This is a genomic window from Acinetobacter sp. ESBL14, assembly GCF_036668815.1.
GTDB classification, from domain to species: domain Bacteria; phylum Pseudomonadota; class Gammaproteobacteria; order Pseudomonadales; family Moraxellaceae; genus Acinetobacter; species Acinetobacter gyllenbergii.
In genome coordinates, this window is sequence record NZ_JAZEVS010000001.1 from 607,109 (window position 1) to 632,759 (window position 25,651).

The window sequence follows — 25,651 nt, forward strand, 5'->3', positions numbered from 1 at the left end:
AGATGAAACATTATAAGAAAACAATTTTAGCGACGATGATGTTGGCAACCATGCCATTGTTGGCTGCAACAAATAATGCACCCATCAAAGTCACAACTTTTGCGGATGAGGATGGTGAAAATTCCAGTGCTTGTTCATTGCGTGAAGCATTAAAAGCCGCTGAAATGCGTGTTGCTTACGGTGGTTGTGCGGTAACAAATATTTTATCTAGCACGCAGAAGCTTATTCAGCTTGAAAAAGGTGTCTATACGCTAAAAAAAGAACTTGATCCAAATGTTAACGTATCAATTCTTGGCGCTAGTCCCGTGGATTGGGAAGGGAAGAATGTTCTTGTAAATGATGTTGTAAATCAATATCCAGCGCAAATTGAGTTGAAAACTACGATTAAAGCGGAAAACTCACGTATTTTTAATACGACACGAGGGGCCAAAAACTTAAGTTTAACCAATCTAATCTTAACTGGAGGTCGAGCTACGGATTTTGGTGGTGCCATCTATGCGGGTGCGGATGTTGTACTGCAAAGCAGCCAAATTTTAGATTCACAAGCCATCAAGGAAGGAGGGGCAATATTTATGGCAGGCCCTTCTTCGACACTGACGATGACCAAGAGTTTGATACAGGGCAATAAAGCTGAAAAAGGCAGTGTATTGTCTATGGGCTGTATGACAGACGCTCGATATATTCAAAATAACTCAGTTTTGACCGCGAATAGTTTTGTCGGAAATGGGTCGCAAAATTCAAGTAGTATGTTTGAGTTCTGTGGTGAGGTTGCTGCAAATATCAGTACCAATACAATTGCAAAAAATATTGTAAATAGCTCTACTGGTAATTTAATCAAATTTACTGGAGATACCAAAGTTGGCACTGATCCCAATAATCGTCCAAGCATTTTAAGTGATAAAAGCAAATTAGAATTAAAAAGCAATACTATTGTCGAAAATACGGCGTTCACTACGCTGCTCTACGATAAGTTGGGTCTTAAAAATTTGCTCTTTAATGTGATCGCCTATAATGGTGATAGTAATAGTTATGCTTGTCGATATTTGTTTGGCAATGTGGCTGATCAGGAAAAAGTTAATTTTGGCCTTAGCTATAATGCGGTGGTACTCAAAGAGACTGATTCAACCATACCTGTTAATAATGTATGTGATGTACCAAAAGCGTCGTTAAAAGATAATAAGACCAATTTGAATGTAAGTAATATTAGTATTACAACACTGTTAAGTCCAATGCAAACGCCTTCTGCTTACACGGCTTTTATGCCGATGTATTATCCAAAGCCGAATGTAACAGAGGTTAAAGTTGATGATAAGACTACCAAGAAAGTAGGTTTATTGGATATTGACGGTATTGGCTGTAGTGATGTTGACCAACGTGGCTTGGCTCGTATTACAGATGGCACATTACATTTTGATCCAACTTCTCGTAATCGTTGTGATATTGGTTCAGTTGAATTAATGCAATTCAAAGCTGGTGATTTACAAGATTTAAGAAATATTTCAATTAGTAATTCCGTACAGGCTTACCAAGATCAATCTGACTTTTTTGATAATTTGGTGAAAAATCCCAATGACCCAGATTTCTTGACGTATTATAAATACAGACTAGCTGATTACCAAAGACTATTAAAGTCTACAAAAGACAATTTGCATTATCGTGCCATTTATATTGACCTCAAAAATTATCAATTGCCTTTACCGCAAGATATAGAAGAGGGCGGTAAGTATAAACTACAATTTTTTGATCCTAATTTATTTGATGTTAAAGCTGAGCCTTTAGGTAAGGGCTTGATTGATGGTGATATCGTTCAGATTGATGAAGATGATAAAAAGAATTTAGTGTGTACTTGGAATAATGATCTGCAGCAAATTATTTTTTATCGACTAGATGATGAAACTACTGCAGATGTAGATAAGGTTTTCTGTAAATATACCATTACTTCTAAATCATCAACACCTGGCCCTGCAGTTAGCTCTTCAGGGTTGCTTAAAGCGTCTTTTACGAATATTGCACCTGTCGCAACGGATACTTCTTTAACTTTTAAATATCAGGCAAAGCAAAAGTTAAGTTTGAATTTACTGAATTTCGCAAATGATGATGGTGATACGGGCAAAGGTGGACCAGGGCCAGAACAGATTCCAAATAAACCTAAGTTCTGGAAGAATAAAGATGGTATAGAACTACCAATTCGATTGAGCGAAATTCCGACTAAAGATCTTACTATTACAGCAGACCGCCAAGGGCCTTGTCCTGAACCAGATCAAAAAGAAACTTGTTATGGTGGGAATATTTATGTACAGGAAGTTAACGCATTTAACCCATTTAACTTTGATTTTAAATATCAGGTTTATGATGCAGATGGCATGAAATCAAATGAAGCGATAGTGAGAACGATTAATACGGCAACAACGACAGATGATACTCGTACGGCAAATGGAGGCGGAGGCGGTGGTAGCTTTAGTTTCTACTCTGTATTTGGATTATTTGGATTATTGGCTTATCGTCGCTTTAGGAAATAAGTTAAACCAATAAAAATAGCGCCTTTAAGGCGCTATTTTTTATTCTAATCATTTAAAAATTAGTGTTCAGCGTATTTGGTGAGATACTCTTCTCTGATATTGATACGTTCTTCGGTACTGGCATTTTGCATACGTTTACGTAATGTATTCCGTTCTTGCATACTCATTTTTTGCCATACATCACGCATTTTTTGCTTTTCTTCTTCAGGTAATTGCGTGAACCACTCCATCCGCTGTTGCAATTGCGAACTCTGATTGGTCGGAATTTCCTTCAGGGTTTGATAACGTTGAATTAAAACGCGTTGCTCTTCAGGGGACAAGTCATCCCAAGCTTCTTCCGTTGTCGGTTTATTTGGTTTAGAGAATACCCAAAAGCGCTCTGAACCTGCAAAACTGGTTTGTAATAAGCCGAGTGTACACACAACAAGTGCTAATTTTTTAGCTGCCATGTGGAACTTTATCCTCACCTAAGACCAATAACATTTCCATATCTTCAACCATTTGTGGTGAAAGTTTTGGATTTACGACAACCTGATTTTGAGGTTGATCTGCTAATTGTAACGAGCTAGGCAGAACCACAATCCCCATAAGGGCGGCAGCAAACGCAAAACCAGTCATTTTCCAAACACTGTAATAAGAGGTTGGTTTCTTTTGCACAGTATCAAGAACATGATTCATCACCATCATTTTGTTGTGATGTTGTTCTTTCGCAAGTTGGTCGAGTCTGGATGTCACATGTTTAGTGAACTCATCTTTTTTCATTTGATGATCCTCCCGTATGCGGGTTTAAATGCTCTAAAGCAATTCTGAGTCCCTGAATTGCGCGGTGGTAATGTGTTTTCACACTGCCTTCACTGCAATCCATAATCTGTGCTGTGGTCATTGTATCGAAACCTTCCCACGCTCTAAGCATAAATGCTTGTTGTTGACGGATGGGTAATTGATTGATCGCCGCTTGAATTTCCTCCATCGTGACTTCTTGATCAAGAAACTCGAATGGGTTAGGGGTTGATTCATCGACAACATCAATAATTTCTTCGTCATCATCTAAACTAATTTTTTTAAATAATGAGAATGGACTGGCGCGGCGAGCTTCTTTGCGTCGCCAGTCTTGAAGTTTATTATTTAATATGGTGTAGAACAGGGGATACCATTCTTCAGTACTTTTATCTGCATATGATTTGTGCAATGAAATGAAAGCTTCTTGCACTAAATCCATCGCAATACCTTGTTGTCCCTGCGTTGCGCTTTCCATCATAACCAAGGCACGACCTGTAACGTCTTGCATAAAAAAACGCAGACGTTGTTCAACGGTACTGCGATCAGTACTGTTTTCGGTTCGAGCCTGTTTCGGTGCTAAATCCATAGAGATGGAAAATCCTGTCATGGATACCCACCATTAATTCCAATTCATTAATCATATAACGTTGAAAATGGTGGGCGCGTTGACAACTTAAGCAATTATTTTTAGTAGTGTAATTGATTTTCTCAGTAAAAAAATCGTAATTAAAATAATTTAACGTTTTTACTGACGTTGACGAACCATTTCAAAAAAGCATACTGAGCCTGCAATTGCGACATTAAGTGACTCTTGTCCACCAGGTTGAGGGATCGCCACTGCTTGAGCATGCTCAAGTGCATAGTCACTCGCACCTTGACCTTCGTTGCCTAAAATCCAGACGCATGCTTGAGTTAAATCTTGGCTATATAAGCTGGTTGAGCGGTGTGAACTGGTCACAAAAACTGGAATTTGAAATTTTGGAAGAATATCCGTGAGCTGGAAGTTTTCAAAACATTGAAGACTAAAATGAGCACCCATCCCTGCTCGAAGCACACGTGGAGACCACAGTGCAGCTGAACCTTGTGTACAAATCACCTGTTTGATGTTTGCAGCGGCAGCAGAGCGGAGGAGTGTACCTACATTTCCAGGATCTTGAACATTTTCTAGAATTAAAGTGTCGGCCTTAAAATCAATGGTAGCAGCAGTTTTGGGCAGGTCGACAATCGCTAGACATGGAAGGGTTGTGCCCAATGTGCTTAAATCTTTATACAGGACTTCACTAATAACGAAGATGTGAGCTTGATGGAGTTCAATCACCTCTTGTAAATCTGGATGTTCTAAGGCTTGTTCGGTGGTAAAAAGAGAAAATATTTTTTTCTGCTGTTGCAACCAAGCCAAGCACAGATGTGTACCTTCTAAAACGGTTTGCTGATGTTTTTTTCGAGCACTGTTGAGCTCGATCAGACCACGCAAATGTTTGATTTTTGCATTGTCTTTGGATTCTAGGAAAATAACCGCCATAAGATAAACATCCAAAAGGGCATCATAACTTTATAATGCCCTGATTATAAAAAGTAATTAGTGGTAGCTTGTTACGCGTTCTACTTCGTTTTTAGAGCCAATAATAACAGGAACACGTTGGTGTAGTTCTGTTGGTTGGATATCCATAATACGAACACGACCTGTTGTAGATGCGCCACCTGCTTGTTCAATCAGCATGCTCATTGGGTTTGCTTCATACATCAAACGTAAGCGGCCTGCTTTCTTCGGATCTTTTAAATCGTAAGGGTAAAGGAAAATACCACCACGGCATAGAATACGGTGAATATCACCGACCATACATGCAACCCAACGCATATTAAAATCTTTTTCACGGACTGATGTTTTACCCGCTAAAAGCTCATCAATATAACGTTTCACAGGGTTTTCCCAGTGACGTTGATTTGATGAGTTAATTGCAAACTCTTGTGTATCCGCCGCAACTTGTACTTGTTCAGTGGTTAATAAGAAACTTTGAGTGGTTGGATCGAAAGTAAAGAACACCACACCTGCGCCCACAGTAAGCGCTAACATGGTCGAAGGACCATAAAGCACATAACCCGCAGCAACTTGTTCAGTACCTGCTTGCATAAAGTCGGCAGATTGAGTCACAGCATTCTTTGCAGGAAGGATAGAGAAAATCGTACCCACACACATATTAATGTCGATGTTGCTTGAACCATCGAGTGGATCGAATAAAACGAGATATTTACCATTTTCCTGAGCAGGGGTGAAATCATCTAACTCTTCTGAAGCTAGACCGCCGACTTGAGGATGCGCTTTTAATGCATCAATCAGGTAATCATTTGAAATAACATCGAGTTTCTTTTGTGTTTCACCTTGCACATTTTCATTGCCTGCACTACCCAAAATACCTGCTAAAGCACCTTTTTGTAATGCTTGATCAATGGTTTGGCATGTAGCAGCAATGGTTTCGATCACTTGTGCCAACTCTGGAGTCAAATTCCCATTTTGTTGTTCTAGGTATTGGGTCAAATTAAGGTTTGACATATTGAATAGCTCCGATTTAGCCGCGTCAAAAATTGATAAAAAAGAATGAGGGTATTCTAGATGAGATCGTGCAAAAATAAAAATTATCTTACTTTATTTATGTTGCTTTTATGATTACAAGCACGTTATTACATGCTATGTTGCATAGATACTAAACAGGATGTTTGGAGGTTAAATATGACAACCAAGAATTTTGAGGCAACGCCCACGCCGAGCGAACCGATTAGCTTAGATACGATTTCCAAAGAAAATGTGCAGGATGCATGGAAACAGTATGAGGCGAAGCCAGAATACAAAGAGTTTAACAAGCATGATTTGATTGAGTCGATGCAAAACAAGTCTGACTCTCAATCTTCGTCTTGATGAATGATATAAAAATGCTCACATGAAGTGAGCATTTTTATTTAAAGCGGAACCACGGTTATTTTAATAGTGGTGGAACAGCTTCGTAGTTGATTTCTACACGGCGGTTTTCTTTCCATGCAGCTTCATCATGACCTGCGTTCACTGGTGATTCTTTACCATAGCTAACTGCTTCAAGTTGCTGTGGGTTTACACCGTTGGTAATCAAAAAGCTTTCAACCGCTTTTGCACGGCGTTCGCCAAGTGCCATATTGTATTCACGTGTACCACGCTCATCGGTGTGACCTGTAAGGGCAACACGAGAGTTAGCATTGGCAACTAAGAATTGAGCATGTGCTTGAAGGGTTTGATAGTCTTCATTCGATAAGTCACTGCTGTCATAGTTGAAGTGAACAACGCGCTTAGCCAAGAAGGCTTTATTTGCAGCAGTGACGCCTTTTGAAGATGCGCCCGCTAAGTTTTGCGCGTTTAATGCTGCATCTTCACTTAAACCATCTGTACTGACTGTGGTTGAGCCATTTGGATTGGTACCAGTGGTAATATCAGCAGCAGGTTTACGACTTGCACAACCTGTGAATACAAGCGTAGCAGCAATCAGTGGAAGCGTAAGATATTTAATGTTCATATGATTCTCCAATCGATTAAACTTATTTTGGTGCCCAAGCTGGTTCACGAACTTCACCTTGTTCGCTTGGTAAATTCATGCGGAAACGGCCGTCAGTAGACATAACCGATAATAAACCACGGCTGCCTTCACGCGTTGCATAAACCACCATCTGTCCATTTGGTGAGAAGCTTGGTGATTCGTCTAAACTGGTCGGTGTGAGAATATTGGTGATACCGGTATTGATATCTTGGATTGCAACTTTGTAGTTACTGCCACTTGGGCGATGGACTAACGCAATCTTTTTACCATCAGCACTTAAGGTTCCACGTGCATTGAATGCACCTTTGAAGGTCAAGCGTTTGACCGAACTGTCATCAAAACTATAGCGATAAATTTGTGGTGAACCGCCACGGTCCGAGGTAAAGATAAATGATTTACCATCGGGTGCATAACGTGCTTCAGTATCAATCGCAGTATCATTGGTCATGCGTTGTACTTGGCGGGTACTTAAGTCCATCTGATAAACTTCAGGGTTGCCATGCATTGATGCCGTGAACAACATTGATTTACCATCTGGAGAGAAGCTTGGTGCGCCATTCAATCCACGGAAGCTGGCTAAAACTTCACGCTGGCCTGTTGCTAAATCTTGTAGATAAATCGCGGGACGTTTAGTCTCAAAGGACACATACGCAATTTTCTTTGCATCAGGTGTCCAAGCAGGGGAAAGAATAGGGTCACGTGAGGTCAGGACAGTTTTAGGCTGTTCGCCGTCTGTATCTGCAATCTGTAAGGTATAGCGTTGAGCAGGCGTGGCCTGATTACGCAATACATAGGCGATACGACCACTAAAGTCACCCGCAATACCGGTCAACGCTTGATAAATCGTGTCACTGATCATATGACCGGCTTGGCGAATACGTGAGCTAGGTACAGTCAGCACTTCATTGAGTAAATATTGTTGTTTTTGTACATCATAAAGTTGGTAATGAATTTCAAATGTGTTGGCATCAACGGCTTTCATTTGCCCAACGACAACATAAGGTACGCCTGCATTTTGCCAGTCACCTGCTTGAACCTGATTAAGGCTTGCGGTTGCTGGTAAATTTTGAGATGCGCTGGTAAAGCGGCCTGAACGATTTAAATCACGCTCGACAATCGGATAGATTGCGCTGTCATTAGCAAACGGTACAATTGCGATTTTCGGCGCTTGTTCAGGTGCTTTGGCAATTTCAAAATATAGTTGAGCATAAGTGCTTGAAGGGATTACTGCACTCATTGCCGTGAAAACTGCCAAAGAGAGGAGGTATTTACGAGTCTTGTCCATAGTTACAATTACTTGCGTCGTATTTTTGTGGCTGTAGATTATTTAACATAGTTACAGGCTTTGTGCTATTAAAAGCCTGTAACGTTAACTATTCATTACTATTTTGCAATAAAAGTTGGAGTTGCTGTTCGTGCTTCACGGCGTGCATCAGGATCTTCTGGCATAGGATAAGGTGCCGCAGCATCAATAGCTGCCAGAATACTTGCATCAAGCGCATCGTCACCACTTGATTTTGTGATAACTTTTGAGAGAACTGCGCCTGAATCAGACAGAGTAAATCTCACAGTAACCCTTTTTCCAGATGTGCCAAGTGGAACATGCCAAGCTCGATCAATTTTTCTCCGGAAATCTTGTATAGCCGTTGAAGCCACACGTTTCGCATCGGCCTTTTTCTGAGCCGCTTCTTGTTCAGCTTTTTTGGCAGCTGCGGCTTTGGCATCTGCCTCAGCTTCGGCTTTACGTTTTGCATCTGCCTCAGCTTTTGCCTTAGCGTCAGCTTCGGCTTTGCGTTTGGCGTCTGCATCGGCTTTTGCCTTCGCATCTGCATTTGCTTTACGTTTCGCATCTGCCTCAGCTTTTGCCTTCGCATCAGATTCCGCTTTACGTTTAGCGTCTGCCTCAGCTTTTGCTTTGGCATCTGCATTCGCTTTGCGTTTCGCATCTGCCTCAGCTTTAGCCTTGGCATCAGCTTCGGCTTTACGCTTCGCATCTGCGTTGGCTTTTGCTCTCGCATCGGCCTCAGCTTTACGTTTTGCATCAGCTTCGGCTTTACGCTTCGCATCTGCGTTGGCTTTTGCTCTCGCGTCGGTCTCAGCTTTACGTTTTGCCTCAGCTTCAGCACGCGCCTTGGCATCTGCCTCAGCTTTGCGTTTAGCATCCTGTTGCGCTTGAAGTTTTGCGTTTTCGGCAGCTTTTTGCTGTCTTAATTTCGCATCTTGCTCCGCTTTTTGGCGCGCCTTAGCTTCAGCCTCTGCTTTGGCATTTTGTTCAGCTCTACGCTTCGTATCTGCTTCAGTCCTCGCTTTTGCCTCTGCTTGGCGTTTCGCTTCAGCGTCCGCACGTTGCTTTTGTGCTTGAGCTTCTGCAAGTTTACGTTGTTCTTCAACTTGCTGTGCACGAGCAGCTTCATCTGCTTTGCGTTTTTGCTCAGCAAGTTTGGCTTGCTGTGCCTGTTCAGTTTTTTGCTTTTCAGCCGCAAGTTGTTGTGCAGTTGGTGGTGGAGGTGTTACAGGAATATTTTCAGGAAGTGTTGTATCCACGACAGGGCTTTGCACTTCTTCTGCCTGATGTTCAGCAGAGACTTGTTGCTCAGGTTGCTGTAAAGACTGGGGTAAATCTTCTGGCTTCACCAAAATAGTGGTCAGTTTTTTAGGTTCTTCAGGGGGTTTACTCAAGCCTAAAAACAGTAAGCCAACAATTGCGATTGCATGGACACCGAGTGTGAAACCCAGTGCAATCGCATTTTGTTTAAAAGGTGGCTCTTGAAATTTTTTCATAGCTTATTTTAACGGCTCTGTCAGTAAGCCAACTTGAGTAAGGCCTGCTTCTTGTAGACTCGCCATCAGTGAAACAACTTCACCATAAGGACGAGATTTATCACCATTGACTAATACAGTCAGTTGTTTATTGTCCTGTTCAGCTTGCGTCTGGGCTTCACTTAAAACAGTTTCAAGTTGTTCAAGCGAAAGGGGATCACTGCCTTTGTACTCTTGATATTGCAAAAAGATATTGCCATCTTTACCAATGGTCACCATGGCTGGCATATCTTTGGATTCAATTGGATGATTGTTTGCTTGAGGTAAATCGACCTTAATACCACTAGTGATCATGGGTGCTGTCACCATGAAAATGACCAACAGCACCAACATGACATCGATATAAGGAACGACGTTCATGTCGCTTTTCAGTGGTTTTTTAATCCGTTCAAAACGTCCAGATCGTTGAATCGCCATTATGCATCTTCCTGTGTCGTTCCAATCGCTTGACGCTGTAAAAGGGCAACCATTTCTTCTGCAAATAATGCACGATCTGAATAAGTTGCTTCACCTTTAGCGGTAAAGTGGTTAAACGCAAGTACAGCAGGAATTGCTGCAAATAAACCAATCGCTGTTGCAATCAGGGCTTCTGCAATACCAGGTGCAACAGTTGCCAAAGTCACTTGGTCAACAGCAGCAAGACCGATAAAGGCATTCATGATGCCCCAAACTGTACCGAACAAGCCGATATAAGGCGCAACTGAACCAATACTGGCAAGCGCACCTAAACCGACTTCCAAGCCGCCTTGATCACGGCTTAAGCCTACACGCAGGATACGTTCAGTTCCCTCGATGGTTTGAGTGGTATCTGCTTTACGTTTTTGTAGCTTAAAAAACTCACCGAGGCCTTGATAGAAAATATCTTCTAGGCCACGGCGTTTAGAGTTCAGTTGAGCATTATTGTAAAGCGTATTTAATTCGGCACCTGACCAGAACATTTTTTGAAAATGCTCATCCTCTTGTTCTGCTTTTTTAAAGCCCATATATAATTTGGCAATTAAATACCAGCTATAAATTGAAGAGAGTAGCAGGATCAGCATGACCAGTTGTACAACAGGACTTGCTTGTAAAATTAGGTCAGAAATATGCAGGGAAGATTCTAAGTTAGTTGCCATAAGTTGCTGTGCCGAAAGTTTATTTTAGTCCTGTGCTAATTCTTTTTGAATCAGATCACGAATTTCATCAGGAAGTCTACGTGGCATTAACTCTTTGTTTAAACATGCCAACACAACCTCACCTGAAGCCAGCAAGATTTCACCACGATAAATATTTTGTTGCAACACAAAAGATGCGGCTTTACACGAAATAACACGTGCTGTAACGGTAATTAAATCATCCATTAATATTGGGCGTACATATTTAACAGCAATTTGATGTACTACGAAGTTGTAATCTTTTTGATGCCAATAATGGTCAACACCTGCCGCACGTAGCCATTCGGTACGAGCACGCTCCATAAAACGGATATGATTGGCATGGTAAACGATACCGCCTGCATCTGTATCTTCGATATAAACGCGAATGTTGAACTCAAAATGATTTGCCATGATAAAAATCCATTCTTGATACGAGGTGTTGAATAGTGTCGCAGTTTAGCATATTGATTTTTGGGGCAAATGGCACAACAGATCAAGCAAGCTATTCGTTTGAGTTTTTATCTAAGATTAAAGTCTGCGTTGCATACTCTTCTAAATGTTCAGCAAAATAGCCTGCAACAATCAAGGTTTTTAGAGGATCATCTTTTACTTTATTGTATTGAATGTAATCTTTTACATGGTCGTATAGCATACATAAACCTAAAAAACCAACTGCAAAAATGATAAATACCAACCATTCTGGGGCTTGGTTAAATAAGTAAAGTGAAATGCCGAGCATACAGCAACTGATCAATAGAATTGCCAAGTTTTTAAAAGTCAGTATAGGTTTGCGCGGTGGGCGATGTTCCTCGACCATCTGCTTTAGATCGTCTTGAAAGCATAATGAAATAAAGATTGTAGCGTGTGTATGGTCAAAGGCAAGGCTTGTGAGTGACCAGTCCAAATGTGAGGTAGTGTTGAATTGTTCAAGCTGCTCACTAGAAAGGGAAACAGCTTGTTGTTTTGAATCGACAAGTTGACAAGAGAGTGACAATGCAGAATGAGCTTTGAGAAGTCCATCTAAAAATTGTCTTTGTTCTTGGCGATATTCCGAAAACATCACATATCGAGGCAACTCTTCGATAGGCGGTAAATCAGAAATAACGTCTTGATACGATACTTTAATTCTTTCTATAAGTTGTTGTTCATCTAGGGTTTGAGTCATGATTTATCTATATTTATGATTCAGGTGGTGTCATACCAAATTGTAAATATGCCATATTGGTTGCAATACGGCCACGTGCGGTACGCATCACATAACCTTGTTGAATCAAATAGGGCTCAATTACGTCTTCAAGCGTTCCGCTATCTTCCGCCATGGCTGCGGCTAAGGCTTCAACACCAGTTGGTCGACCCTCAAAGCGTTCCAGTAACATACTGAGATAACGCCGATCGAGCGTATCTAAACCTGCTTTATCGACATTGAGCATGTCCAAAGCCCGTTGCGCCATATCCTGAGTCACTTCACCAGTGCCTTTGACTTGGGCATAGTCACGGACACGACGTAATAATCGATTGGCAATACGGGGCGTCCCGCGTGCACGACGGGCGATTTCTGTTGAACCTTCATGAGTAATCGGCACATCCATTAGGTTCGCTGAACGGGTCACGATATGGGTCAGGTCTTCAACTGAATAGAACTCTAAACGCTGTACAATCCCAAAACGGTCACGTAACGGGGAGGTGAGCAAACCTGCACGTGTTGTGGCTGCGACTAAAGTGAAGGCTGGCAGATCGAGCTTGATTGAACGAGCCGCAGGGCCTTCACCAATCATAATATCCAGTTGGTAATCTTCCATGGCTGGATAGAGAATCTCTTCAATCACGGGTGAAAGACGATGAATCTCGTCAATAAACAGCACATCACCTTCTTCTAGATTGGTGAGCATTGCGGCTAAGTCACCAGCACGTTCCAATACTGGGCCAGAAGTTGATTTTAAATTACCGCCCATTTCTCTTGCGATAATATTCGCCAAGGTGGTTTTACCTAAACCTGGTGGACCAAAGATCAAGGTATGATCCAGTGCTTCACCACGACCACGCGCTGCACCAATGAAGATTTCCATTTGCTCACGAACCACGGGCTGACCAATATAGTCAGCCAATGAGGTAGGGCGAATGGCACGATCAAAATGATCTTCAGGCTTTTCTGTTCCGCTAATAAGACGATCTTGCATATATCTATTACTTCATCATGGATTTAAGCGCAGCACGGATAATGTCAGCCGATTCAGTATAGTCTGCTTTCACCGCTGCCACTGCTTTTTGTGCTTCTGCTGGTTTATAACCCAGCGATTGTAAAGCGGCTTCAGCTTCGGCAACTGGTGAATTTGCCATAAATTGAATTTGAGCAACTGTTGCATTCGTGGTACCGCCGGTTGAATGCGCTAATGCTTTGAAACGATCACGTAATTCAATCATTAAGCGTTCTGCAGTTTTCTTGCCCACGCCAGGGACTTTAATCAGCGTATTAATATCATCATGTTCAATCGTGTGAATCAGTAGCTCAACACTTAATGTCGATAAGATGCCCAAAGCCATTTTAGGACCAACGCCATTCACTTTGAGTAGTGTACGGAAAATGGTTTTTTCTTGTGCATCACTAAAACCATAAAGTTGCTGAGCATCTTCACGAACCACTAAGTGCGTCCATAAAGTGACTTTCTGTCCTTTTTGTAATTGGCAAAATGTCGAAAGTGGTGTGTCAATTTCATAGCCAACGCCGTTTACGTTGAGTAATACGGTTGGGGCTTCTAGGGCAAACACTTCGCCAATTAAACATCCGATCATTGAGTCTTTTCACTTATTTGTTAATGGTTGAATAGTAGATGCCATTTGTTCTAAACGCAAAATGGCTTTGAGAATTTCTTTACGATTTCGCGCGGATTTTATCCAAGCAGGTAAGCGGCTTAAGTAAGCTTTATTTTTATTGGTACAGGTTTTCTGTCTTAGCTCTGCAGAGATATAAGCTTTCAAATCGTTTAACTGTTCTGTGTTATACACGAAAATGAGACCATGCCTTGTTTCTGTGGTGAGATATAGACGATAGCCAAAGAAGGGGTCTTTATTGATTTCAAACCCTGATTTTCTCGGAATTTTATAGGTGAATAACGGATAAGGGGAAGTATACACTTGCTCTTTTTGGCAGAAAGTACAATTCAGCTTTATAAAAGGCGGAAGAACACTCGGCTGAGCATAAGATTGAGAAAAGTAATATTTTCCACACTTACAAGAGCAGGTTTGATTAATTTCTACGTTGATCTCATCAAAATAGCCTAAGTTGTTTTGTTGCTGCTGGTCTTGATCAAAAGTTTTACAGCAGGATAAACAGCTAAAAACAATGCTTTTTTTAGGCTGATTAGGTAATTCTTGCTGAAAGACCTGAGCGTTGCTCTGACAAAATGGGCATACCACTAAAACAGGAGCATGTGTAAAACTATCCCAGGTCTTACCTTCATCAATAAATCGCTTCATTAAAAAAAGCCTATTTTATTGCCTTGCAACTCTTGCGCCAGACTATAAGCCTGATGGTCAGAGAACTTACTAATAATATCGAGAACTTGCATAATATTATTATAGTGGTTGTTTTGCAGATTTACCCCTGAATGTTGCAAAATAGACATTAAGCGTTGCTCTTTAAAGCTTAAGGTTTTATGTGGCATGGTCAGTGGGATAAAGGCATCCAGAATGGTTTGTAGACTTTGATGGGCAATAATCTCCAAACCTGATTTTTGAGGATGCTCAAAAATACGGTCTTTGGCCAGATTCTTTGCAGTTTGAATTCCTGCTTCAATATCGGGTGAGCAATATTGTAATAGGCTACCTTTAAGTTGGCCGGTTAAAATTTCATAATGATGTTTGGCGAAAGCGGTGGTGACTTCATCGACGAGACGCTTCATGACACGACCGCGTAAAGCTGCAATCTTTTGCTGCCAAGTGGTATGCGGTAAATGTAATTCTTCTGGATAACCATAATCAGCAATCAGATTCAGAAAAATCGGCTCAACTTCAGCATAGTTCAACATATTGAGAATGATGCCATCTTCTAAATCAATCAGCGCATAACAAATATCATCAGCCGCTTCTAATAAATAGGTCAGCGGATGACGACAATAATGGTATTCACCAAGTTGAATGAGACCGAGCTGTTCTGCCAACTGTCTTAAAATTTCTTTTTCAGATTGATAACAGCCAAATTTTGCCCGTTGATGTGAAGGCGTATCGCCTTGTTCTTCAATTGTTTTTGAGAGCCATGGATATTTTAAATAAGCACCCAATGTGGCACAGGTTAAACGCATGCCACCATCATCAGGGTGGTAATCAATACGACTTAAAAGGCGAAGTCCTTGAGCATTGCCTTCGAATTGGCGTACATCGGCTGCCTCTTCTGGAGTGAGCCTAGCCAGAAAGTCGCGATGTGAAGCATCATCAAACCATTCCCGAATGGCATATTCACCTGCATGGCCAAAAGGAGGGTTTCCAATATCATGTGCTAAGCAGGCTGCTTGAATAATCGCACCAACATCCGCAGGTGAAATCCACATCGGTAATTCATCTTTGATTTTTTCTGCGGCGAGCATGCCGAGTGAACGACCGATACAAGAAACTTCAAGCGAGTGTGTTAGACGGGTGTGAATCCCATCATGTTGAGTCAGTGGGTGAACCTGTGTTTTTCTATTTAGCTGGCGAAAACTTTGGGAAAATATAATTCTATCGTAATCTTTATGGAAAGGGCTTCGAGCCAATTCAGTACTACTTTTTTTGCTACCTAAACGAATTGCAGAAAGCAACTCTACCCAACGCATTTGTTCCATTCATCTTTATTCACTATGAGTTCAGGCTCATCATGCCAAAAAAAAGATTAAAGCACTAGAGTAGGGCGACATAAGTTGTCTTAATCAGGTAAATAGTGGAGTTTAAAGGTTTTGACTTATCTCTTCTGACAATTACAGCTGGATATGCAGCAATATAGCTATTCAGATCGATGTGTTAACTTGTGTTTTACTGTATATATTTAGACCTAAGATGAAAAATTCAATTGATTACCTTAGCCATAAATTAAAAAAGCATACGAAAGTTCAATCAAATACTGTATTGATTGCCTATCAGGTATTACGGAAAATCCCAGGTGGTTTAACTGTACTTTCGAAAACTATTAGTCGAGTTGCGCCTTACTTTCGTACAGTTAACCCCGTAATTACAAAGCTAGAAGTCGGTTTTTGTGAAGCCTCGATGTCTAAAAGTCGCGGTGTAGAAAATCATATTGGAACGGTGCATGTGATTGCGATTTGTAATGGTTTGGAGTTTGTGATGGGTGTTGCCATGGAGGCATCTATTCCCTCGCATCTCAGGTGGTTACCAAAAGGAATGCAGGTGGATTATGTGGCTAAAGCCAATTCGGATATTCAATTGACAGCAAAGATTAATGACGATTGGAGAGTAGGTGATATGCAAGTGGAGGTAGTCGCTAAAAGGGAGGATGGGCAGCCCGTTGTACAAGGTTATATAACAATTTGGGTTACTGAAAAGAAATCGTAAAACAGAAGCGAAAAAGCCCTCAAATTTGAAATACAGCTTATTTAGATCAAGTAAATGAATTGTTACGAATAAAGTAAAATGGATAAAGCTACAAGAAATTAAGCCGTTTGCAGTAGAAAACTCTGATTTTTAAGATGGATATAGCTAGCTGAAATGAGCCTTTCACAGTAGAATATGCGCTCTTTCATAAGTCACATTGTGGTAGGTTCGTTAGACCCACCCGTGGAGCCAAAGTCAACATGTTTATCGTGGCCGGTGCATCAGCACATTCTTCTTTCAAGAAAGCTCAACTCTTAAACCGATTAACGTCAATGAGTTCTGTTCAATCTTTTGACAGCCAGTGGGTTTATTTGTTTGATCAAGCGCTCAACGAGCAGCAACATCAATCGGCATTACAACTTTTAAACGATGGTCAATCTTTCGAACTTCGCCAAGCTGCAAGTGATGAAATCCAGATTTTAGTCACACCGCGTGTAGGGACAATCTCGCCGTGGTCATCTAAAGCAACCGATATTTTCCAAAACTGTAATACCCCAATTCACCGTTTAGAGCGTGGTCTGCTGTTTACACTGAAAGGTGTGAAAGAGATCTCAAATGAAGTGAAATTGGCTTTACATGACCGTATGACAGAGAGTGTTTTTGCTCAAATTGATGATGCAAAAGCTTTATTCTCAGAAACTGCGCCGAAGCCATTGAACTCAATTGATATCTTGAGTCAAGGAAAAGAAGCGTTAGTTAAAGCCAACAATGAGTTTGGCTTTGCTTTATCTGAGCAAGAAATTGATTACCTCACCGAAGCATTTACCAAGTTGGGTCGTAATCCAAACGACATCGAGTTGATGATGTTTGCACAAGCAAACTCAGAACATTGTCGTCATAAAATCTTTGGTTCTGAATGGACAATTGATGGTGAAAAACAACCATTATCATTGTTCCAAATGATTAAAAATACCTATAAAGAATCTCCGACCGATGTGTTATCGGCATATAAAGATAACGCATCTGTGATCGTTGGTTATGACACCATGCGTTTTTATCCGAAAGCGGATGAAAATGGTCACTTCGTTTATAAATATAAGAGCCAAGCTGCTCATATTTTAATGAAGGTTGAAACACACAACCATCCAACTGCCATTGCTCCATTTGCTGGGGCTGCAACAGGTTCGGGCGGCGAAATCCGTGATGAAGGTGCAACGGGTCGTGGTGGTAAACCAAAAGCGGGTTTAACAGGCTTTACTGTTTCGAACTTAAATATTCCTGGTTTTGAACAGCCTTGGGAAGATAACTACGGTAAACCTTCACGTATGGCTTCGCCATTACAAATCATGATTGAAGGTCCATTGGGTGGCGCTGCGTTTAACAACGAATTCGGTCGTCCAGCATTGAATGGTTATTTCCGTACTTTTGAACAGAATGTCAATGGTGAAGTGAAAGGCTTCCATAAGCCAATTATGATCGCTGGTGGTTACGGCAACATTCGTCCTGACCATGTTGAAAAAGATGCAATTCAACCGGGTGACTTGCTCATTGTGTTGGGTGGTCCTGCAATGTTGATCGGTCTTGGTGGTGGCGCAGCGTCTTCTGTAGACAGCGGTACCATGGGTGAGAGCTTAGATTTTGCTTCGGTACAACGTGAAAACCCAGAAATGGAACGCCGTTGTCAAGAAGTGATTGATACCTGCTGGCGCTTAGAAGACTTTAACCCAATCGTGTCTGTACATGATGTGGGTGCAGGTGGTGTATCTAATGCTATGCCAGAACTTGTGAATGATCATGAGTTGGGTGCAGTGCTGAACCTGCGTAAAATTCCATCATTAGAGCCAGGCATGAGCCCGATGGAAATCTGGTCAAACGAAGCGCAAGAACGTTATGTACTTGCCATTCGCCCAGAGTCTTTAGAACAATTTGAAGAAATTTGTGCACGTGAGCGTTGTCCGTTTGCGGTATTGGGTGAAGCAACTGAAGCGCGTCACTTAACGGTTGAAGATCCGTTGTTTGAGAACAAGCCTGTTGATATCCCAATGCAGGTGATCTTAGGCGGTACACCGCGTATGCAACGTTCATATGAAACGATTGAGCGTACAGGCAATGACTTTGACGCTGCAAAAGTTGATTTAAAAGATGCGATTTTCCGCGTATTGAAGAATCCTACAGTCGCATCTAAATCATTCTTGATCACCATTGGTGACCGTTCGATTACGGGTATGGTTGCACGTGATCAGATGGTGGGTCGTTGGCAGGTGCCTGTTGCAGATGCAGCAGTAACCACCACTAGCTTGCAAGGCTTCACAGGTGAAGCTATGGCAATGGGTGAACGCCCACCAGTAGCATTATTGAACCCTGCTGCATCTGCACGTTTAGCCGTTGCTGAAGCGATTAGCAATATTGCCTGTGCCAACATTGAACAAATCAGTGACATCAAGCTTTCTGCAAACTGGATGGCAGCGGCAGGTCAAAAAGGTGAAGACCAAGCCTTGTTTGAAGGCGTGAAAGCGATTGGTATGGAAATGTGTCCTGCATTAGGCATTGCAATTCCAGTTGGTAAAGATTCACTTTCAATGCGTACCACGTGGAACGATGGTGAAGACAAAGCGGTGACTTCGCCAATGACCGGTGTGATCACAGCATTCGCACCAGTGTTAGACGTTCGTAAAACATTAACGCCTGAATTGAAAAATTTAGCTGATTCAGTATTGGTTCGTATTGATCTATCTAAAGGTCAATTCCGCCTAGGCGGCTCGATCCTTGCGCAGGTGTATAAAGCCATTGGTTCAGTGACTCCTGATGTCGATAGTTTTGATGACTTCAAAGCATTCTTTGCCTTGATTCAAGACTGGAACAATCGTGGTGTGATTAAGGCTTACCATGATATCGGTGATGGCGGCCTATTGGCGACTGTTGCGGAAATGATGTTTGCTTCACGCTTAGGTGTGGCATTAGAAAATCAAAGCACTGAAAGTTTATTCGCTGAAGAAATTGGTGCTGTGCTGCAAATCACAGCAGCGGATTGGGCTCAGTTAGAAGTTGAAGTTGCAGCATCAAGCCTGAAAGATGCAATTGCAGTTGTGGGTCGTGTCAATACAACCGATCAATTGGCTGTCAATGGTTTGACTTTAGAACGTGCTGAATTACAACAAGCATGGGCAGAAGTATCACACCAAATTCAACGCTTACGTGACAACGTAGAAACTGCGGATCAAGAGTTTGCTTTAATTGCAGATCAAAACCACAAAGGTTTAATTGCACAAGCAACTTATGATTTGAATGAGCCTGTTGAAGCGCCATTTATCAATACACGTCGTCCTAATATGGCGATCTTGCGTGAGCAGGGTGTTAACGGTCATGTTGAAATGGCGGCTGCTTTTGACAAAGTCGGCTTTAATACCATCGATGTCCACATGAGTGACCTCCTTGCAGGTCGTGTCAGCTTGAGCGACTTCGAAGGTTTAGTGGCGTGTGGTGGTTTCTCATACGGTGACGTGATGGGTGCTGGTGGTGGCTGGGCGAAATCAGTCTTGTTCAATGCCAAATTACGTGACCAGTTTGAGCAGTTCTTCCATCGTCAAAATACATTCAGCTTAGGCGTATGTAATGGCTGTCAAATGATGTCGCAACTTGCACCACTGATTCCAGGTGCAGAGCATTGGGGGCGTTTCCACCGCAATACTTCAGAAGTATTTGAAGCACGTGCTGTGAACGTCCGTGTAGAAAAATCAGTTTCTGTCTTGCTTGAAGATATGCAAGGTTCGATTTTACCAATCGCTGTAGCGCATGGTGAAGGTCGTCTGGTTGCGACTGAACAGCAAATTGCGGCTTTAAATGCTGAGAACCAAGTGATCTTGCGTTATGTAGATAGTTTGGGTCATCCAACTCAACACTATCCGTTGAACCCGAATGGGTCACCTGACGCGATTACAGGTCAAACTTCTAAAGATGGTCGTGCAACCGTGATGATGCCACATCCAGAGCGTAACTTCCGTGCTTTACAGCATTCTTGGAAGCCAGAAGACTGGGCTGAAGATGGTGCTTGGTTACGTATGTTCCGTAACGCACGTAAATTTATTGGTTAATTAAACCCATGCAATAAGCCACCGTCAGGTGGCTTATTTAATTCCGTATAAAATAATCATCAATGGACAAGAAAAATGAAATCAAAAATCCATTTCCGCGAGTTTGCATTACTGATGGCATTACTCATGTCTATCGTCTCTTTCTCGATTGATGCTGTTTTACCTGCACTCGGTGAAATTGGTCGTGTTTTTACTTTGCAAAATAGTAATCAGGCGCAATGGGTCATCATCAGTATTTTCTCTGGCATGACCATTGGACAGTTGATTGCAGGACCCTTATCCGATGCGATTGGACGGAAACGGATTTTATTCACTGGCATCGTGATCTACTTTATAGGCAGTTTATTGTGCTATTCCACCCAAAGTTTTGAATGGTTCTTGCTGGGTCGTTTTATTCAGGGTGTTGGTGTTTCAGGGCCTTATGTGGCTTCGATTTCCATCGTTCGGGATAAATACAGTGGTGCCCAAATGGCGCGGATCATGTCACTGATCATGATGGTGTTTATGGTCGCACCTGCGGTTGCACCGAGCTTGGGACAGTTGATCATCCATTTCTTTGGCTGGCGCGATATTTTTGTGTTGTATATGGTTTATGCGGTAGCTGTTGGAGCTTGGGTGGCTTTGCGCTTGGAAGAGACCTTGGTACCTGAAAATCGTCTGCCAATGCGGGTACAAGCCTTTAAGGATGGTTTTAAGGAAGTGGTGAGCAATAAAACCACTATGAGCTATTTGTTATGCGCAGGCTTTTGTTTTGGTGGATTTATTGGCTATCTCGGAACTTCACAACAAATTTTTATGCAGCAATTTGGCAAAACAGGGCAGGAGTTTAGTGCTTATTTTGCATTATTAGCAGGTGTGATGGGGATTGCGTCTTTTACCAATTCTAGAATTGTCATGAAGTTTGGTATGCGTCCCATCTGTATATATGGCTTTTTAGGTTTAAGTCTAATCTCATTGCTGTTCCTCATCATTCAGCTGTCTGGCGTATCCATCTCATTCTGGATGTTTATGCTGTATGCCTGCATTCTGTTTTTATTGTTTGGAACGCTATTTGGCAATCTCAATGCGATTGCAATGGAACCGATGGGGCATGTGGCCGGTATGGCTTCTGCAATTATTGGTGCATCGTCTTCGGTATTATCGCTTATTCTCGCCTCTATTATTGGTCAGTTATATAACGGAACTTTAATTCCAATGACCTGTGGTTTTGTGATTCTATGTGGTTTGGCATTTGCGCTGACCTTATATGAAAAAAGGCAGTTAACTAAATTAGAAAGTTAAATCTTATAGTTCTATTTTTGCACTGAAATCTGTTTAAAAGCCATCATCAGATGGCTTTTTATATTTAGCTTTTGATGCAACTCATTAAGGCATCACGCGCTCTGAATCCACCGCTAATGGAGGATGCGTAAATTGTTTTGCCCTGCAATAGAATTTCCATTGCGCCAACATCATCCAGCTGGGGAGCCGTCTGTACCATAGTTACAGGAACGAACAGCATACCTTTGTTTTGGCTAGGAAGTAGAGTCGCCTCAGTTGGCATAACGGAATGATCTGTTCGTATGACAATATCGAGTTGTTGATTGCTGGTGGTGATTGGTATATGAGGACCAGTAAAAAGTAACGCTCCTGTATTTTTTTCTGTCGGGCCAAAGAGAGTGAGCTGATTTAATCCTGAATTATAAGAGACAGCACATCCTCCTTTCCTGCCTCTGTATTTGGAGAGAAACCAGATTCCATGTTCACCTTGATAAATTTGTTTCATGTTTTTAGAGGGTGTTGATGAGTAGTGTGAATTTGCATCAGTTTGAATGGACTCATTTGCATAGAGAAAGGTTGATTCTGTTAAAGCAGTAAAAGTGAAAATTAGGGTCATTAGAGGTTTATGGGGCATATAAATACTCTTGCTTTGCATTCTAGTTTTAAAAATTCTATTTACTCGCTTTAAAATCTAATTGAGCGAATCATGGGATATTTGACTGTGCGTTATATATCCTGATTGGTCTTTTATATATTTTTTTAACATAGGTTAAAAGATCATAAGATGATCAATAGCTAAAATTGTCCTATGATGTTTATTATTAAAGAATAAGGTGTTTGATAATATGACCTTTCATTTTCTAAATGGGTACTTTTTTAAATAATAATATATAAAGATCTGATTACAGTTTATTTATAAAGATTTAACTTATTGGGACAATTTCTCTGTTTGACTTTCAATGTTGTTTTCATCTTCTCAGAATTTAGTAATCTTGAAGATAATTCACTTTTTAACAAAGAGAGATAAGAGATGAAAGCAAATTATGGTTTATTTATTGGATTGGTTTTTGCTGGCTTAACTCCGTTCTCTGTAGCACAGGTTCCGATTGCCCCTGGTGTTTATGCTTGCGATGGTGCAGCACAAGCAGGGCCATGTAATGGTGGGAATGCGAGTGGTGGTTCATCAAGTTCACCTTATGGTGTCGTAGGGTATGCTCATGCTGCACCAAAATGGGCAGATCGATGGGGAGCGTTCGCAGGAGATGGGTCTATTGCAGGGATAGTAACTGGTTTGTCTTCTAAAGCTCAAGCAAGAGATAAGGCAATTCTACAGTGTAAAGAGAGAGGTGGTGGCAATTGTAAAATTATAACAATCTTCCATAATCAATGTTTAGCCATTGCCACAGGACAAACAGGGTCTAATTTTAATAAAGCACCGAGCGAAGTTTTGGCCGTGAAAGATGTAATTAGCTCTTGTGAGAAGAATGGTGGAAGTTGTAATGTCTACTATTCAGGCTGTAGTCTTCCTGAACAGATTCAGTAAAAGGCTTTTGTAAATAGAGTATCTGGAAATCAGCAATATAAAAGTGTATATGAACTCATTAATTTAAAAGCGCATACTAGATGATCCTTTATATAATGATCAGCATAATTAAGGCATTAGAGATTCTTATACATGGTTGATTTTATTTCTGAGTTGATAAGCTGTCGACATGAAGATACGCATTTGCCTTTTTATCCAGAACATATTCAAGGCTATACAGAGCAAGAACTTGACCAGATTGCTGAAATTTATAATCTAGAGATACATGGGCAGTTCCGAGAGTTTTTATTGCAAATGGGAAGATGCTCAGGTGGTTTATTGTGGGGCTCTGTATCTATGTTCAGATATTCATGGAATAAAGAGGCTTATACAGACTATCAAAAAGTTTTAGATGATGAAGATGAAATAAATAAACCTAATGGGTGGATTAGTGCAGTTGAAAATAAACTCTTCCCATTAACAAATGAAAATGAAGGCAATCAGTTTGCATATTTGGCGACTGCTTTAAAAAATGATTATGTTTGGTTATGGGATGATGGACAACCAGAATCTGAATTTAGTTGTACTGGATCTACACTTTTAGAATATTTAAAATGGTTAGTGGCGGATGAGACTAAACAAGCGCGGTTTTGTGACAAATCGGTCAACTTTGAACAGGATAAAGAATATATTACGGGAAGATTATTATACTAAATCATTGGTTTGAAATTAAAAGTTTTATTTATATAACTTCGAGCGACTAAAAGTGCAGTGCTATGAAAAAAGTTGTCCCTGTAATTTTAAGACATTCAAATCAAGGCCGAGAAATATTGGCTTTTCATCATCCGCTTGCTGGGACTCAATTGGTCAAGGGTACTATTGAACATGATGAGCAATATGAACAGGCTGCGATCCGTGAGTTATTTGAAGAATCAGGCTTGATTGCTCAGCCTAATCCCAAGTTTATCGGTGATCTCATACTGAATGTTAATCAGCAAAACTGGTATTTCTATTTATGTGAAGTGACTTGCGAATTGGCTGAAACGTGGTGCCATCATTGTCAGGATGGCGGTGGGTTAGATTTCAAATTCTTTTGGTATCCTTTAGATCAACAACCAGATGATCATTGGCATGAAATCTTTAGAGAAGCCTTAGGTTTTTTAAGAAACTCCTTATTGTTGTCATAATCCATCTGCTCTGGGTGAAAGCCAATCTTGATATTTATTTCTTAAATCATTTCTTTTCACTTCATCAAAGATAATAAAATCAATACCACCATCATAAGGTGCAACAATTATATTTTGCTCGAAAGAAATCATAAAAGCCCTCAGCTCATCATCAGCAATCTTTTTCAATAAATCATTGTGTTGATTTTCTTGCCAAGTCACTTCTACAGTACATGGCCTAAAAAAAGAATCTTCTTCGTCATCATCATAATCTTCAGGATTGAGTAGCTTTAAGTTTATTTCTTGCTCTAAATGAAATTTGTAGGGGAGTATAAAGGCTGGATCATAGGCTTTATTGTTACGGGAATGGCTAAAATAGTGACCTGAGACAATGAATATAGAAGCATCATCCCCAAAGCAGTCTGTAATAATTTTATTATGTCGATTTAATAACAATTCATATTCGGCAGTCGTATCTGCATATCTTTTTGATTCCGGTAGGCTATGAATCCTAAACCAAAATTGAGGAAAATCTTGGATTAAATAGTGAGAAATCGGAAGTTTGTTGGGATAAAAACGATCCCATTGAGTTTGAAATGAATGAGTCATATTAATTTATAAATATTCTATAGAAATTTATTTTATATTAATTAGATAAAAAGATAAATTGGGCTCATTTGTTCTAATCATTTATATAAAAATTGCTTTGCGGAGTTGGATCAATTCTTGCTTCTTATATTTCAACAATGAACAAAATACGAGAAGTCTGATGATGAAAAATACAAACTATTTAAGAACAATATATACCAAAGACAAAGGTTGGTTTTGGTTTGGTCTAACGGTGCTGATTCAAGTGCTATTTATTGTCGTGAGTTACCTAGCGATCAATATTTCACTTTGATTCTTCAGCTTTTATCGCGTTATGATGAGAGTCTCATCTATTTGATTTGAGCTGTTTAAGTGATGCTAAAACTAATTTATTACGTGCCAGAATCTCATTTGGAATCGACTAAACAAGCGATTTTTGCTGCTGGGGCGGGTGGTATTGGCAATTACGAACATTGTGCGTGGCAAGTCAAAGGAACTGGGCAGTTTAAGCCCGTAAAAGGTGCGAATCCCTTTTTAGGGCAATTAGATGAATTAGAGCAGCTCGAAGAATGGCGCGTTGAAACCATTGTCTCTGAAGAAAAGGCAAGTGCTGTGGCAAAAGCTTTAAAGGCAAGCCATCCCTATGAAGAACCTGCTTTTGAGTTTATTCAGATTTTAGAGATTCAATAAAC

At 40.8% G+C, this 25,651-nt stretch carries 28 protein-coding genes; 10 read left to right on the top strand and 18 right to left on the bottom strand.

The window, feature by feature from the left end; translation table 11 throughout:
* Positions 1–2: 2 nt before the first annotated feature.
* Complete coding sequence (locus V6E90_RS02890) at positions 3–2,519, top strand: CSLREA domain-containing protein (RefSeq protein WP_332604464.1); 2,517 nt, start codon at positions 3–5, stop codon at positions 2,517–2,519.
* A 59-nt stretch (positions 2,520–2,578) separates the two neighbouring features.
* Here the strand turns inward: V6E90_RS02890 and V6E90_RS02895 are convergent, their stop codons facing one another.
* The 5 genes from V6E90_RS02895 to V6E90_RS02915 form a co-directional block, all read right to left on the bottom strand.
* Positions 2,579–2,968, bottom strand: a complete 390-nt coding sequence (locus tag V6E90_RS02895; RefSeq protein WP_016540873.1) for a DUF3106 domain-containing protein — start codon at positions 2,966–2,968, stop codon at positions 2,579–2,581.
* Complete coding sequence (locus V6E90_RS02900; protein ID WP_004654617.1) at positions 2,958–3,281, bottom strand: hypothetical protein; 324 nt, start codon at positions 3,279–3,281, stop codon at positions 2,958–2,960. Before V6E90_RS02900 ends, V6E90_RS02895 begins: the two co-directional genes overlap by 11 nt.
* On the bottom strand, positions 3,268–3,885 hold the full coding sequence (locus tag V6E90_RS02905; protein ID WP_332605061.1) for an RNA polymerase sigma factor: 618 nt from the start codon (positions 3,883–3,885) through the stop codon (positions 3,268–3,270). Before V6E90_RS02905 ends, V6E90_RS02900 begins: the two co-directional genes overlap by 14 nt.
* A 159-nt stretch (positions 3,886–4,044) precedes the next feature.
* On the bottom strand, positions 4,045–4,821 hold the full coding sequence (locus V6E90_RS02910) for a TrmH family RNA methyltransferase (RefSeq protein WP_004805656.1): 777 nt from the start codon (positions 4,819–4,821) through the stop codon (positions 4,045–4,047).
* 57 nt (positions 4,822–4,878) lie between these two features.
* Positions 4,879–5,850 (bottom strand): class 1 fructose-bisphosphatase, encoded by a 972-nt coding sequence (locus V6E90_RS02915; RefSeq protein WP_065342402.1) that lies wholly within the window; start codon positions 5,848–5,850, stop codon positions 4,879–4,881.
* 177 nt (positions 5,851–6,027) lie between these two features.
* Here V6E90_RS02915 and V6E90_RS02920 point away from each other — a divergent pair, with 177 nt between their 5' ends.
* Positions 6,028–6,213: an NF038105 family protein gene (locus V6E90_RS02920; protein WP_332604465.1), complete on the top strand. Its 186-nt coding sequence runs from the start codon at positions 6,028–6,030 to the stop codon at positions 6,211–6,213.
* A 58-nt stretch (positions 6,214–6,271) separates the two neighbouring features.
* On the opposite strand, the gene pal is transcribed toward V6E90_RS02920, so the two are convergent.
* From pal to V6E90_RS02975, 11 genes are all read right to left on the bottom strand, one after another.
* Positions 6,272–6,838 carry a peptidoglycan-associated lipoprotein Pal gene (gene pal, locus V6E90_RS02925; RefSeq protein WP_016540877.1) on the bottom strand — a complete coding sequence of 189 codons (567 nt, stop codon included), beginning with the start codon at positions 6,836–6,838 and terminating at the stop codon, positions 6,272–6,274.
* 22 nt (positions 6,839–6,860) lie between these two features.
* Positions 6,861–8,144, bottom strand: coding sequence for a Tol-Pal system beta propeller repeat protein TolB (gene tolB, locus V6E90_RS02930; protein ID WP_332604466.1), 1,284 nt, complete (start codon positions 8,142–8,144; stop codon positions 6,861–6,863).
* Positions 8,145–8,242: 98 nt separating this feature from the next.
* Positions 8,243–9,640 carry a cell envelope integrity protein TolA gene (tolA, locus tag V6E90_RS02935; protein WP_332604467.1) on the bottom strand — a complete coding sequence of 466 codons (1,398 nt, stop codon included), beginning with the start codon at positions 9,638–9,640 and terminating at the stop codon, positions 8,243–8,245.
* 3 nt (positions 9,641–9,643) lie between these two features.
* On the bottom strand, positions 9,644–10,096 hold the full coding sequence (tolR, locus tag V6E90_RS02940; protein ID WP_016540880.1) for a protein TolR: 453 nt from the start codon (positions 10,094–10,096) through the stop codon (positions 9,644–9,646).
* The gene (gene tolQ, locus V6E90_RS02945) at positions 10,096–10,794 is read right to left on the bottom strand and encodes a protein TolQ (RefSeq protein ID WP_016540881.1); all 699 of its coding nucleotides are present in this window, start codon (positions 10,792–10,794) and stop codon (positions 10,096–10,098) included. The genes tolR and tolQ overlap by 1 nt, the downstream gene beginning before the upstream one ends.
* 24 nt (positions 10,795–10,818) lie before the next feature.
* A complete protein-coding gene (gene ybgC, locus V6E90_RS02950; protein ID WP_004654599.1) occupies positions 10,819–11,226 on the bottom strand; it encodes a tol-pal system-associated acyl-CoA thioesterase in 408 nt (135 codons plus the stop codon).
* A gap of 91 nt (positions 11,227–11,317) precedes the next feature.
* A complete protein-coding gene (locus V6E90_RS02955) occupies positions 11,318–11,980 on the bottom strand; it encodes a hypothetical protein (RefSeq protein ID WP_332604468.1) in 663 nt (220 codons plus the stop codon).
* Positions 11,981–11,993: 13 nt separating this feature from the next.
* The gene (gene ruvB, locus V6E90_RS02960; RefSeq protein WP_008941766.1) at positions 11,994–12,992 is read right to left on the bottom strand and encodes a Holliday junction branch migration DNA helicase RuvB; all 999 of its coding nucleotides are present in this window, start codon (positions 12,990–12,992) and stop codon (positions 11,994–11,996) included.
* A gap of 7 nt (positions 12,993–12,999) precedes the next feature.
* Positions 13,000–13,605, bottom strand: a complete 606-nt coding sequence (gene ruvA / locus V6E90_RS02965) for a Holliday junction branch migration protein RuvA (protein WP_332604469.1) — start codon at positions 13,603–13,605, stop codon at positions 13,000–13,002.
* A gap of 9 nt (positions 13,606–13,614) precedes the next feature.
* Positions 13,615–14,289, bottom strand: coding sequence for a hypothetical protein (locus V6E90_RS02970; protein ID WP_332604470.1), 675 nt, complete (start codon positions 14,287–14,289; stop codon positions 13,615–13,617).
* Complete coding sequence (locus V6E90_RS02975) at positions 14,289–15,629, bottom strand: deoxyguanosinetriphosphate triphosphohydrolase (RefSeq protein ID WP_332604471.1); 1,341 nt, start codon at positions 15,627–15,629, stop codon at positions 14,289–14,291. Before V6E90_RS02975 ends, V6E90_RS02970 begins: the two co-directional genes overlap by 1 nt.
* Before the next feature lie 211 nt (positions 15,630–15,840).
* On the opposite strand from V6E90_RS02975, the gene V6E90_RS02980 reads away from it, so the two are divergent.
* The 3 genes from V6E90_RS02980 to V6E90_RS02990 all read left to right on the top strand — a co-directional run bounded on the left by V6E90_RS02980 (position 15,841) and on the right by V6E90_RS02990 (position 21,704).
* Entirely contained in the window at positions 15,841–16,353 is a 513-nt protein-coding gene (locus tag V6E90_RS02980) for a hotdog fold domain-containing protein (RefSeq protein WP_332604472.1), read from the top strand.
* Positions 16,354–16,592: 239 nt separating this feature from the next.
* A complete protein-coding gene (purL, locus tag V6E90_RS02985; RefSeq protein WP_332604473.1) occupies positions 16,593–20,423 on the top strand; it encodes a phosphoribosylformylglycinamidine synthase in 3,831 nt (1,276 codons plus the stop codon).
* A 75-nt stretch (positions 20,424–20,498) separates the two neighbouring features.
* Entirely contained in the window at positions 20,499–21,704 is a 1,206-nt protein-coding gene (locus V6E90_RS02990; RefSeq protein WP_332604475.1) for a multidrug effflux MFS transporter, read from the top strand.
* Between the two features lie 64 nt (positions 21,705–21,768).
* Here the strand turns inward: V6E90_RS02990 and V6E90_RS02995 are convergent, their stop codons facing one another.
* A complete protein-coding gene (locus V6E90_RS02995) occupies positions 21,769–22,317 on the bottom strand; it encodes a hypothetical protein (protein WP_016540888.1) in 549 nt (182 codons plus the stop codon).
* Between the two features lie 396 nt (positions 22,318–22,713).
* On the opposite strand from V6E90_RS02995, the gene V6E90_RS03000 reads away from it, so the two are divergent.
* The 3 genes from V6E90_RS03000 (at position 22,714) to V6E90_RS03010 (ending at position 24,392) form a co-directional block, all read left to right on the top strand.
* Positions 22,714–23,226: a DUF4189 domain-containing protein gene (locus tag V6E90_RS03000; protein WP_171553552.1), complete on the top strand. Its 513-nt coding sequence runs from the start codon at positions 22,714–22,716 to the stop codon at positions 23,224–23,226.
* Positions 23,227–23,358: 132 nt separating this feature from the next.
* The gene (locus V6E90_RS03005) at positions 23,359–23,919 is read left to right on the top strand and encodes an SMI1/KNR4 family protein (protein WP_332604476.1); all 561 of its coding nucleotides are present in this window, start codon (positions 23,359–23,361) and stop codon (positions 23,917–23,919) included.
* 62 nt (positions 23,920–23,981) lie between these two features.
* Positions 23,982–24,392 (top strand): NUDIX hydrolase, encoded by a 411-nt coding sequence (locus V6E90_RS03010; RefSeq protein WP_332604477.1) that lies wholly within the window; start codon positions 23,982–23,984, stop codon positions 24,390–24,392.
* On the opposite strand, the gene V6E90_RS03015 is transcribed toward V6E90_RS03010, so the two are convergent.
* The gene (locus V6E90_RS03015) at positions 24,387–24,980 is read right to left on the bottom strand and encodes a DUF3885 domain-containing protein (RefSeq protein ID WP_332604478.1); all 594 of its coding nucleotides are present in this window, start codon (positions 24,978–24,980) and stop codon (positions 24,387–24,389) included. The two genes, V6E90_RS03010 and V6E90_RS03015, sit on opposite strands and share 6 nt — an antisense overlap.
* Before the next feature lie 160 nt (positions 24,981–25,140).
* Here V6E90_RS03015 and V6E90_RS03020 point away from each other — a divergent pair, with 160 nt between their 5' ends.
* Both V6E90_RS03020 and V6E90_RS03025 read left to right on the top strand, forming a co-directional pair.
* Complete coding sequence (locus V6E90_RS03020) at positions 25,141–25,272, top strand: KGW motif small protein (protein WP_332604479.1); 132 nt, start codon at positions 25,141–25,143, stop codon at positions 25,270–25,272.
* Positions 25,273–25,334: 62 nt separating this feature from the next.
* Complete coding sequence (locus tag V6E90_RS03025) at positions 25,335–25,649, top strand: hypothetical protein (RefSeq protein WP_023270309.1); 315 nt, start codon at positions 25,335–25,337, stop codon at positions 25,647–25,649.
* Positions 25,650–25,651 lie beyond the last annotated feature (2 nt).

Excerpts from the sequence above, each read along its gene's own strand:
- ruvB (WP_008941766.1), bottom strand. The coding sequence starts at position 12,992 with ATGCAAGATCGTCTTATTAGCGGAACAGAAAAGCCTGAAGATCATTTT.
- V6E90_RS02900 (WP_004654617.1), bottom strand. The coding sequence starts at position 3,281 with ATGAAAAAAGATGAGTTCACTAAACATGTGACATCCAGACTCGACCAA.
- V6E90_RS02970 (WP_332604470.1), bottom strand. The coding sequence starts at position 14,289 with ATGAAGCGATTTATTGATGAAGGTAAGACCTGGGATAGTTTTACACAT.
- tolQ (WP_016540881.1), bottom strand. The coding sequence starts at position 10,794 with ATGGCAACTAACTTAGAATCTTCCCTGCATATTTCTGACCTAATTTTA.
- V6E90_RS03020 (WP_332604479.1), top strand. The coding sequence starts at position 25,141 with ATGATGAAAAATACAAACTATTTAAGAACAATATATACCAAAGACAAA.
- V6E90_RS02895 (WP_016540873.1), bottom strand. The coding sequence starts at position 2,968 with ATGGCAGCTAAAAAATTAGCACTTGTTGTGTGTACACTCGGCTTATTA.
- ruvA (WP_332604469.1), bottom strand. The coding sequence starts at position 13,605 with ATGATCGGATGTTTAATTGGCGAAGTGTTTGCCCTAGAAGCCCCAACC.
- V6E90_RS02890 (WP_332604464.1), top strand. The coding sequence starts at position 3 with ATGAAACATTATAAGAAAACAATTTTAGCGACGATGATGTTGGCAACC.
- V6E90_RS02915 (WP_065342402.1), bottom strand. The coding sequence starts at position 5,850 with ATGTCAAACCTTAATTTGACCCAATACCTAGAACAACAAAATGGGAAT.
- V6E90_RS03005 (WP_332604476.1), top strand. The coding sequence starts at position 23,359 with ATGGTTGATTTTATTTCTGAGTTGATAAGCTGTCGACATGAAGATACG.
- tolA (WP_332604467.1), bottom strand. The coding sequence starts at position 9,640 with ATGAAAAAATTTCAAGAGCCACCTTTTAAACAAAATGCGATTGCACTG.
- V6E90_RS02995 (WP_016540888.1), bottom strand. The coding sequence starts at position 22,317 with ATGCCCCATAAACCTCTAATGACCCTAATTTTCACTTTTACTGCTTTA.
- tolR (WP_016540880.1), bottom strand. The coding sequence starts at position 10,096 with ATGGCGATTCAACGATCTGGACGTTTTGAACGGATTAAAAAACCACTG.
- V6E90_RS02975 (WP_332604471.1), bottom strand. The coding sequence starts at position 15,629 with ATGGAACAAATGCGTTGGGTAGAGTTGCTTTCTGCAATTCGTTTAGGT.
- V6E90_RS02955 (WP_332604468.1), bottom strand. The coding sequence starts at position 11,980 with ATGACTCAAACCCTAGATGAACAACAACTTATAGAAAGAATTAAAGTA.
- V6E90_RS02905 (WP_332605061.1), bottom strand. The coding sequence starts at position 3,885 with ATGGATTTAGCACCGAAACAGGCTCGAACCGAAAACAGTACTGATCGC.
- V6E90_RS02990 (WP_332604475.1), top strand. The coding sequence starts at position 20,499 with ATGAAATCAAAAATCCATTTCCGCGAGTTTGCATTACTGATGGCATTA.
- V6E90_RS02920 (WP_332604465.1), top strand. The coding sequence starts at position 6,028 with ATGACAACCAAGAATTTTGAGGCAACGCCCACGCCGAGCGAACCGATT.
- pal (WP_016540877.1), bottom strand. The coding sequence starts at position 6,838 with ATGAACATTAAATATCTTACGCTTCCACTGATTGCTGCTACGCTTGTA.
- V6E90_RS02980 (WP_332604472.1), top strand. The coding sequence starts at position 15,841 with ATGAAAAATTCAATTGATTACCTTAGCCATAAATTAAAAAAGCATACG.
- V6E90_RS03015 (WP_332604478.1), bottom strand. The coding sequence starts at position 24,980 with ATGACTCATTCATTTCAAACTCAATGGGATCGTTTTTATCCCAACAAA.
- V6E90_RS02910 (WP_004805656.1), bottom strand. The coding sequence starts at position 4,821 with ATGGCGGTTATTTTCCTAGAATCCAAAGACAATGCAAAAATCAAACAT.
- V6E90_RS03025 (WP_023270309.1), top strand. The coding sequence starts at position 25,335 with ATGCTAAAACTAATTTATTACGTGCCAGAATCTCATTTGGAATCGACT.
- tolB (WP_332604466.1), bottom strand. The coding sequence starts at position 8,144 with ATGGACAAGACTCGTAAATACCTCCTCTCTTTGGCAGTTTTCACGGCA.
- V6E90_RS03000 (WP_171553552.1), top strand. The coding sequence starts at position 22,714 with ATGAAAGCAAATTATGGTTTATTTATTGGATTGGTTTTTGCTGGCTTA.
- purL (WP_332604473.1), top strand. The coding sequence starts at position 16,593 with ATGTTTATCGTGGCCGGTGCATCAGCACATTCTTCTTTCAAGAAAGCT.
- ybgC (WP_004654599.1), bottom strand. The coding sequence starts at position 11,226 with ATGGCAAATCATTTTGAGTTCAACATTCGCGTTTATATCGAAGATACA.
- V6E90_RS03010 (WP_332604477.1), top strand. The coding sequence starts at position 23,982 with ATGAAAAAAGTTGTCCCTGTAATTTTAAGACATTCAAATCAAGGCCGA.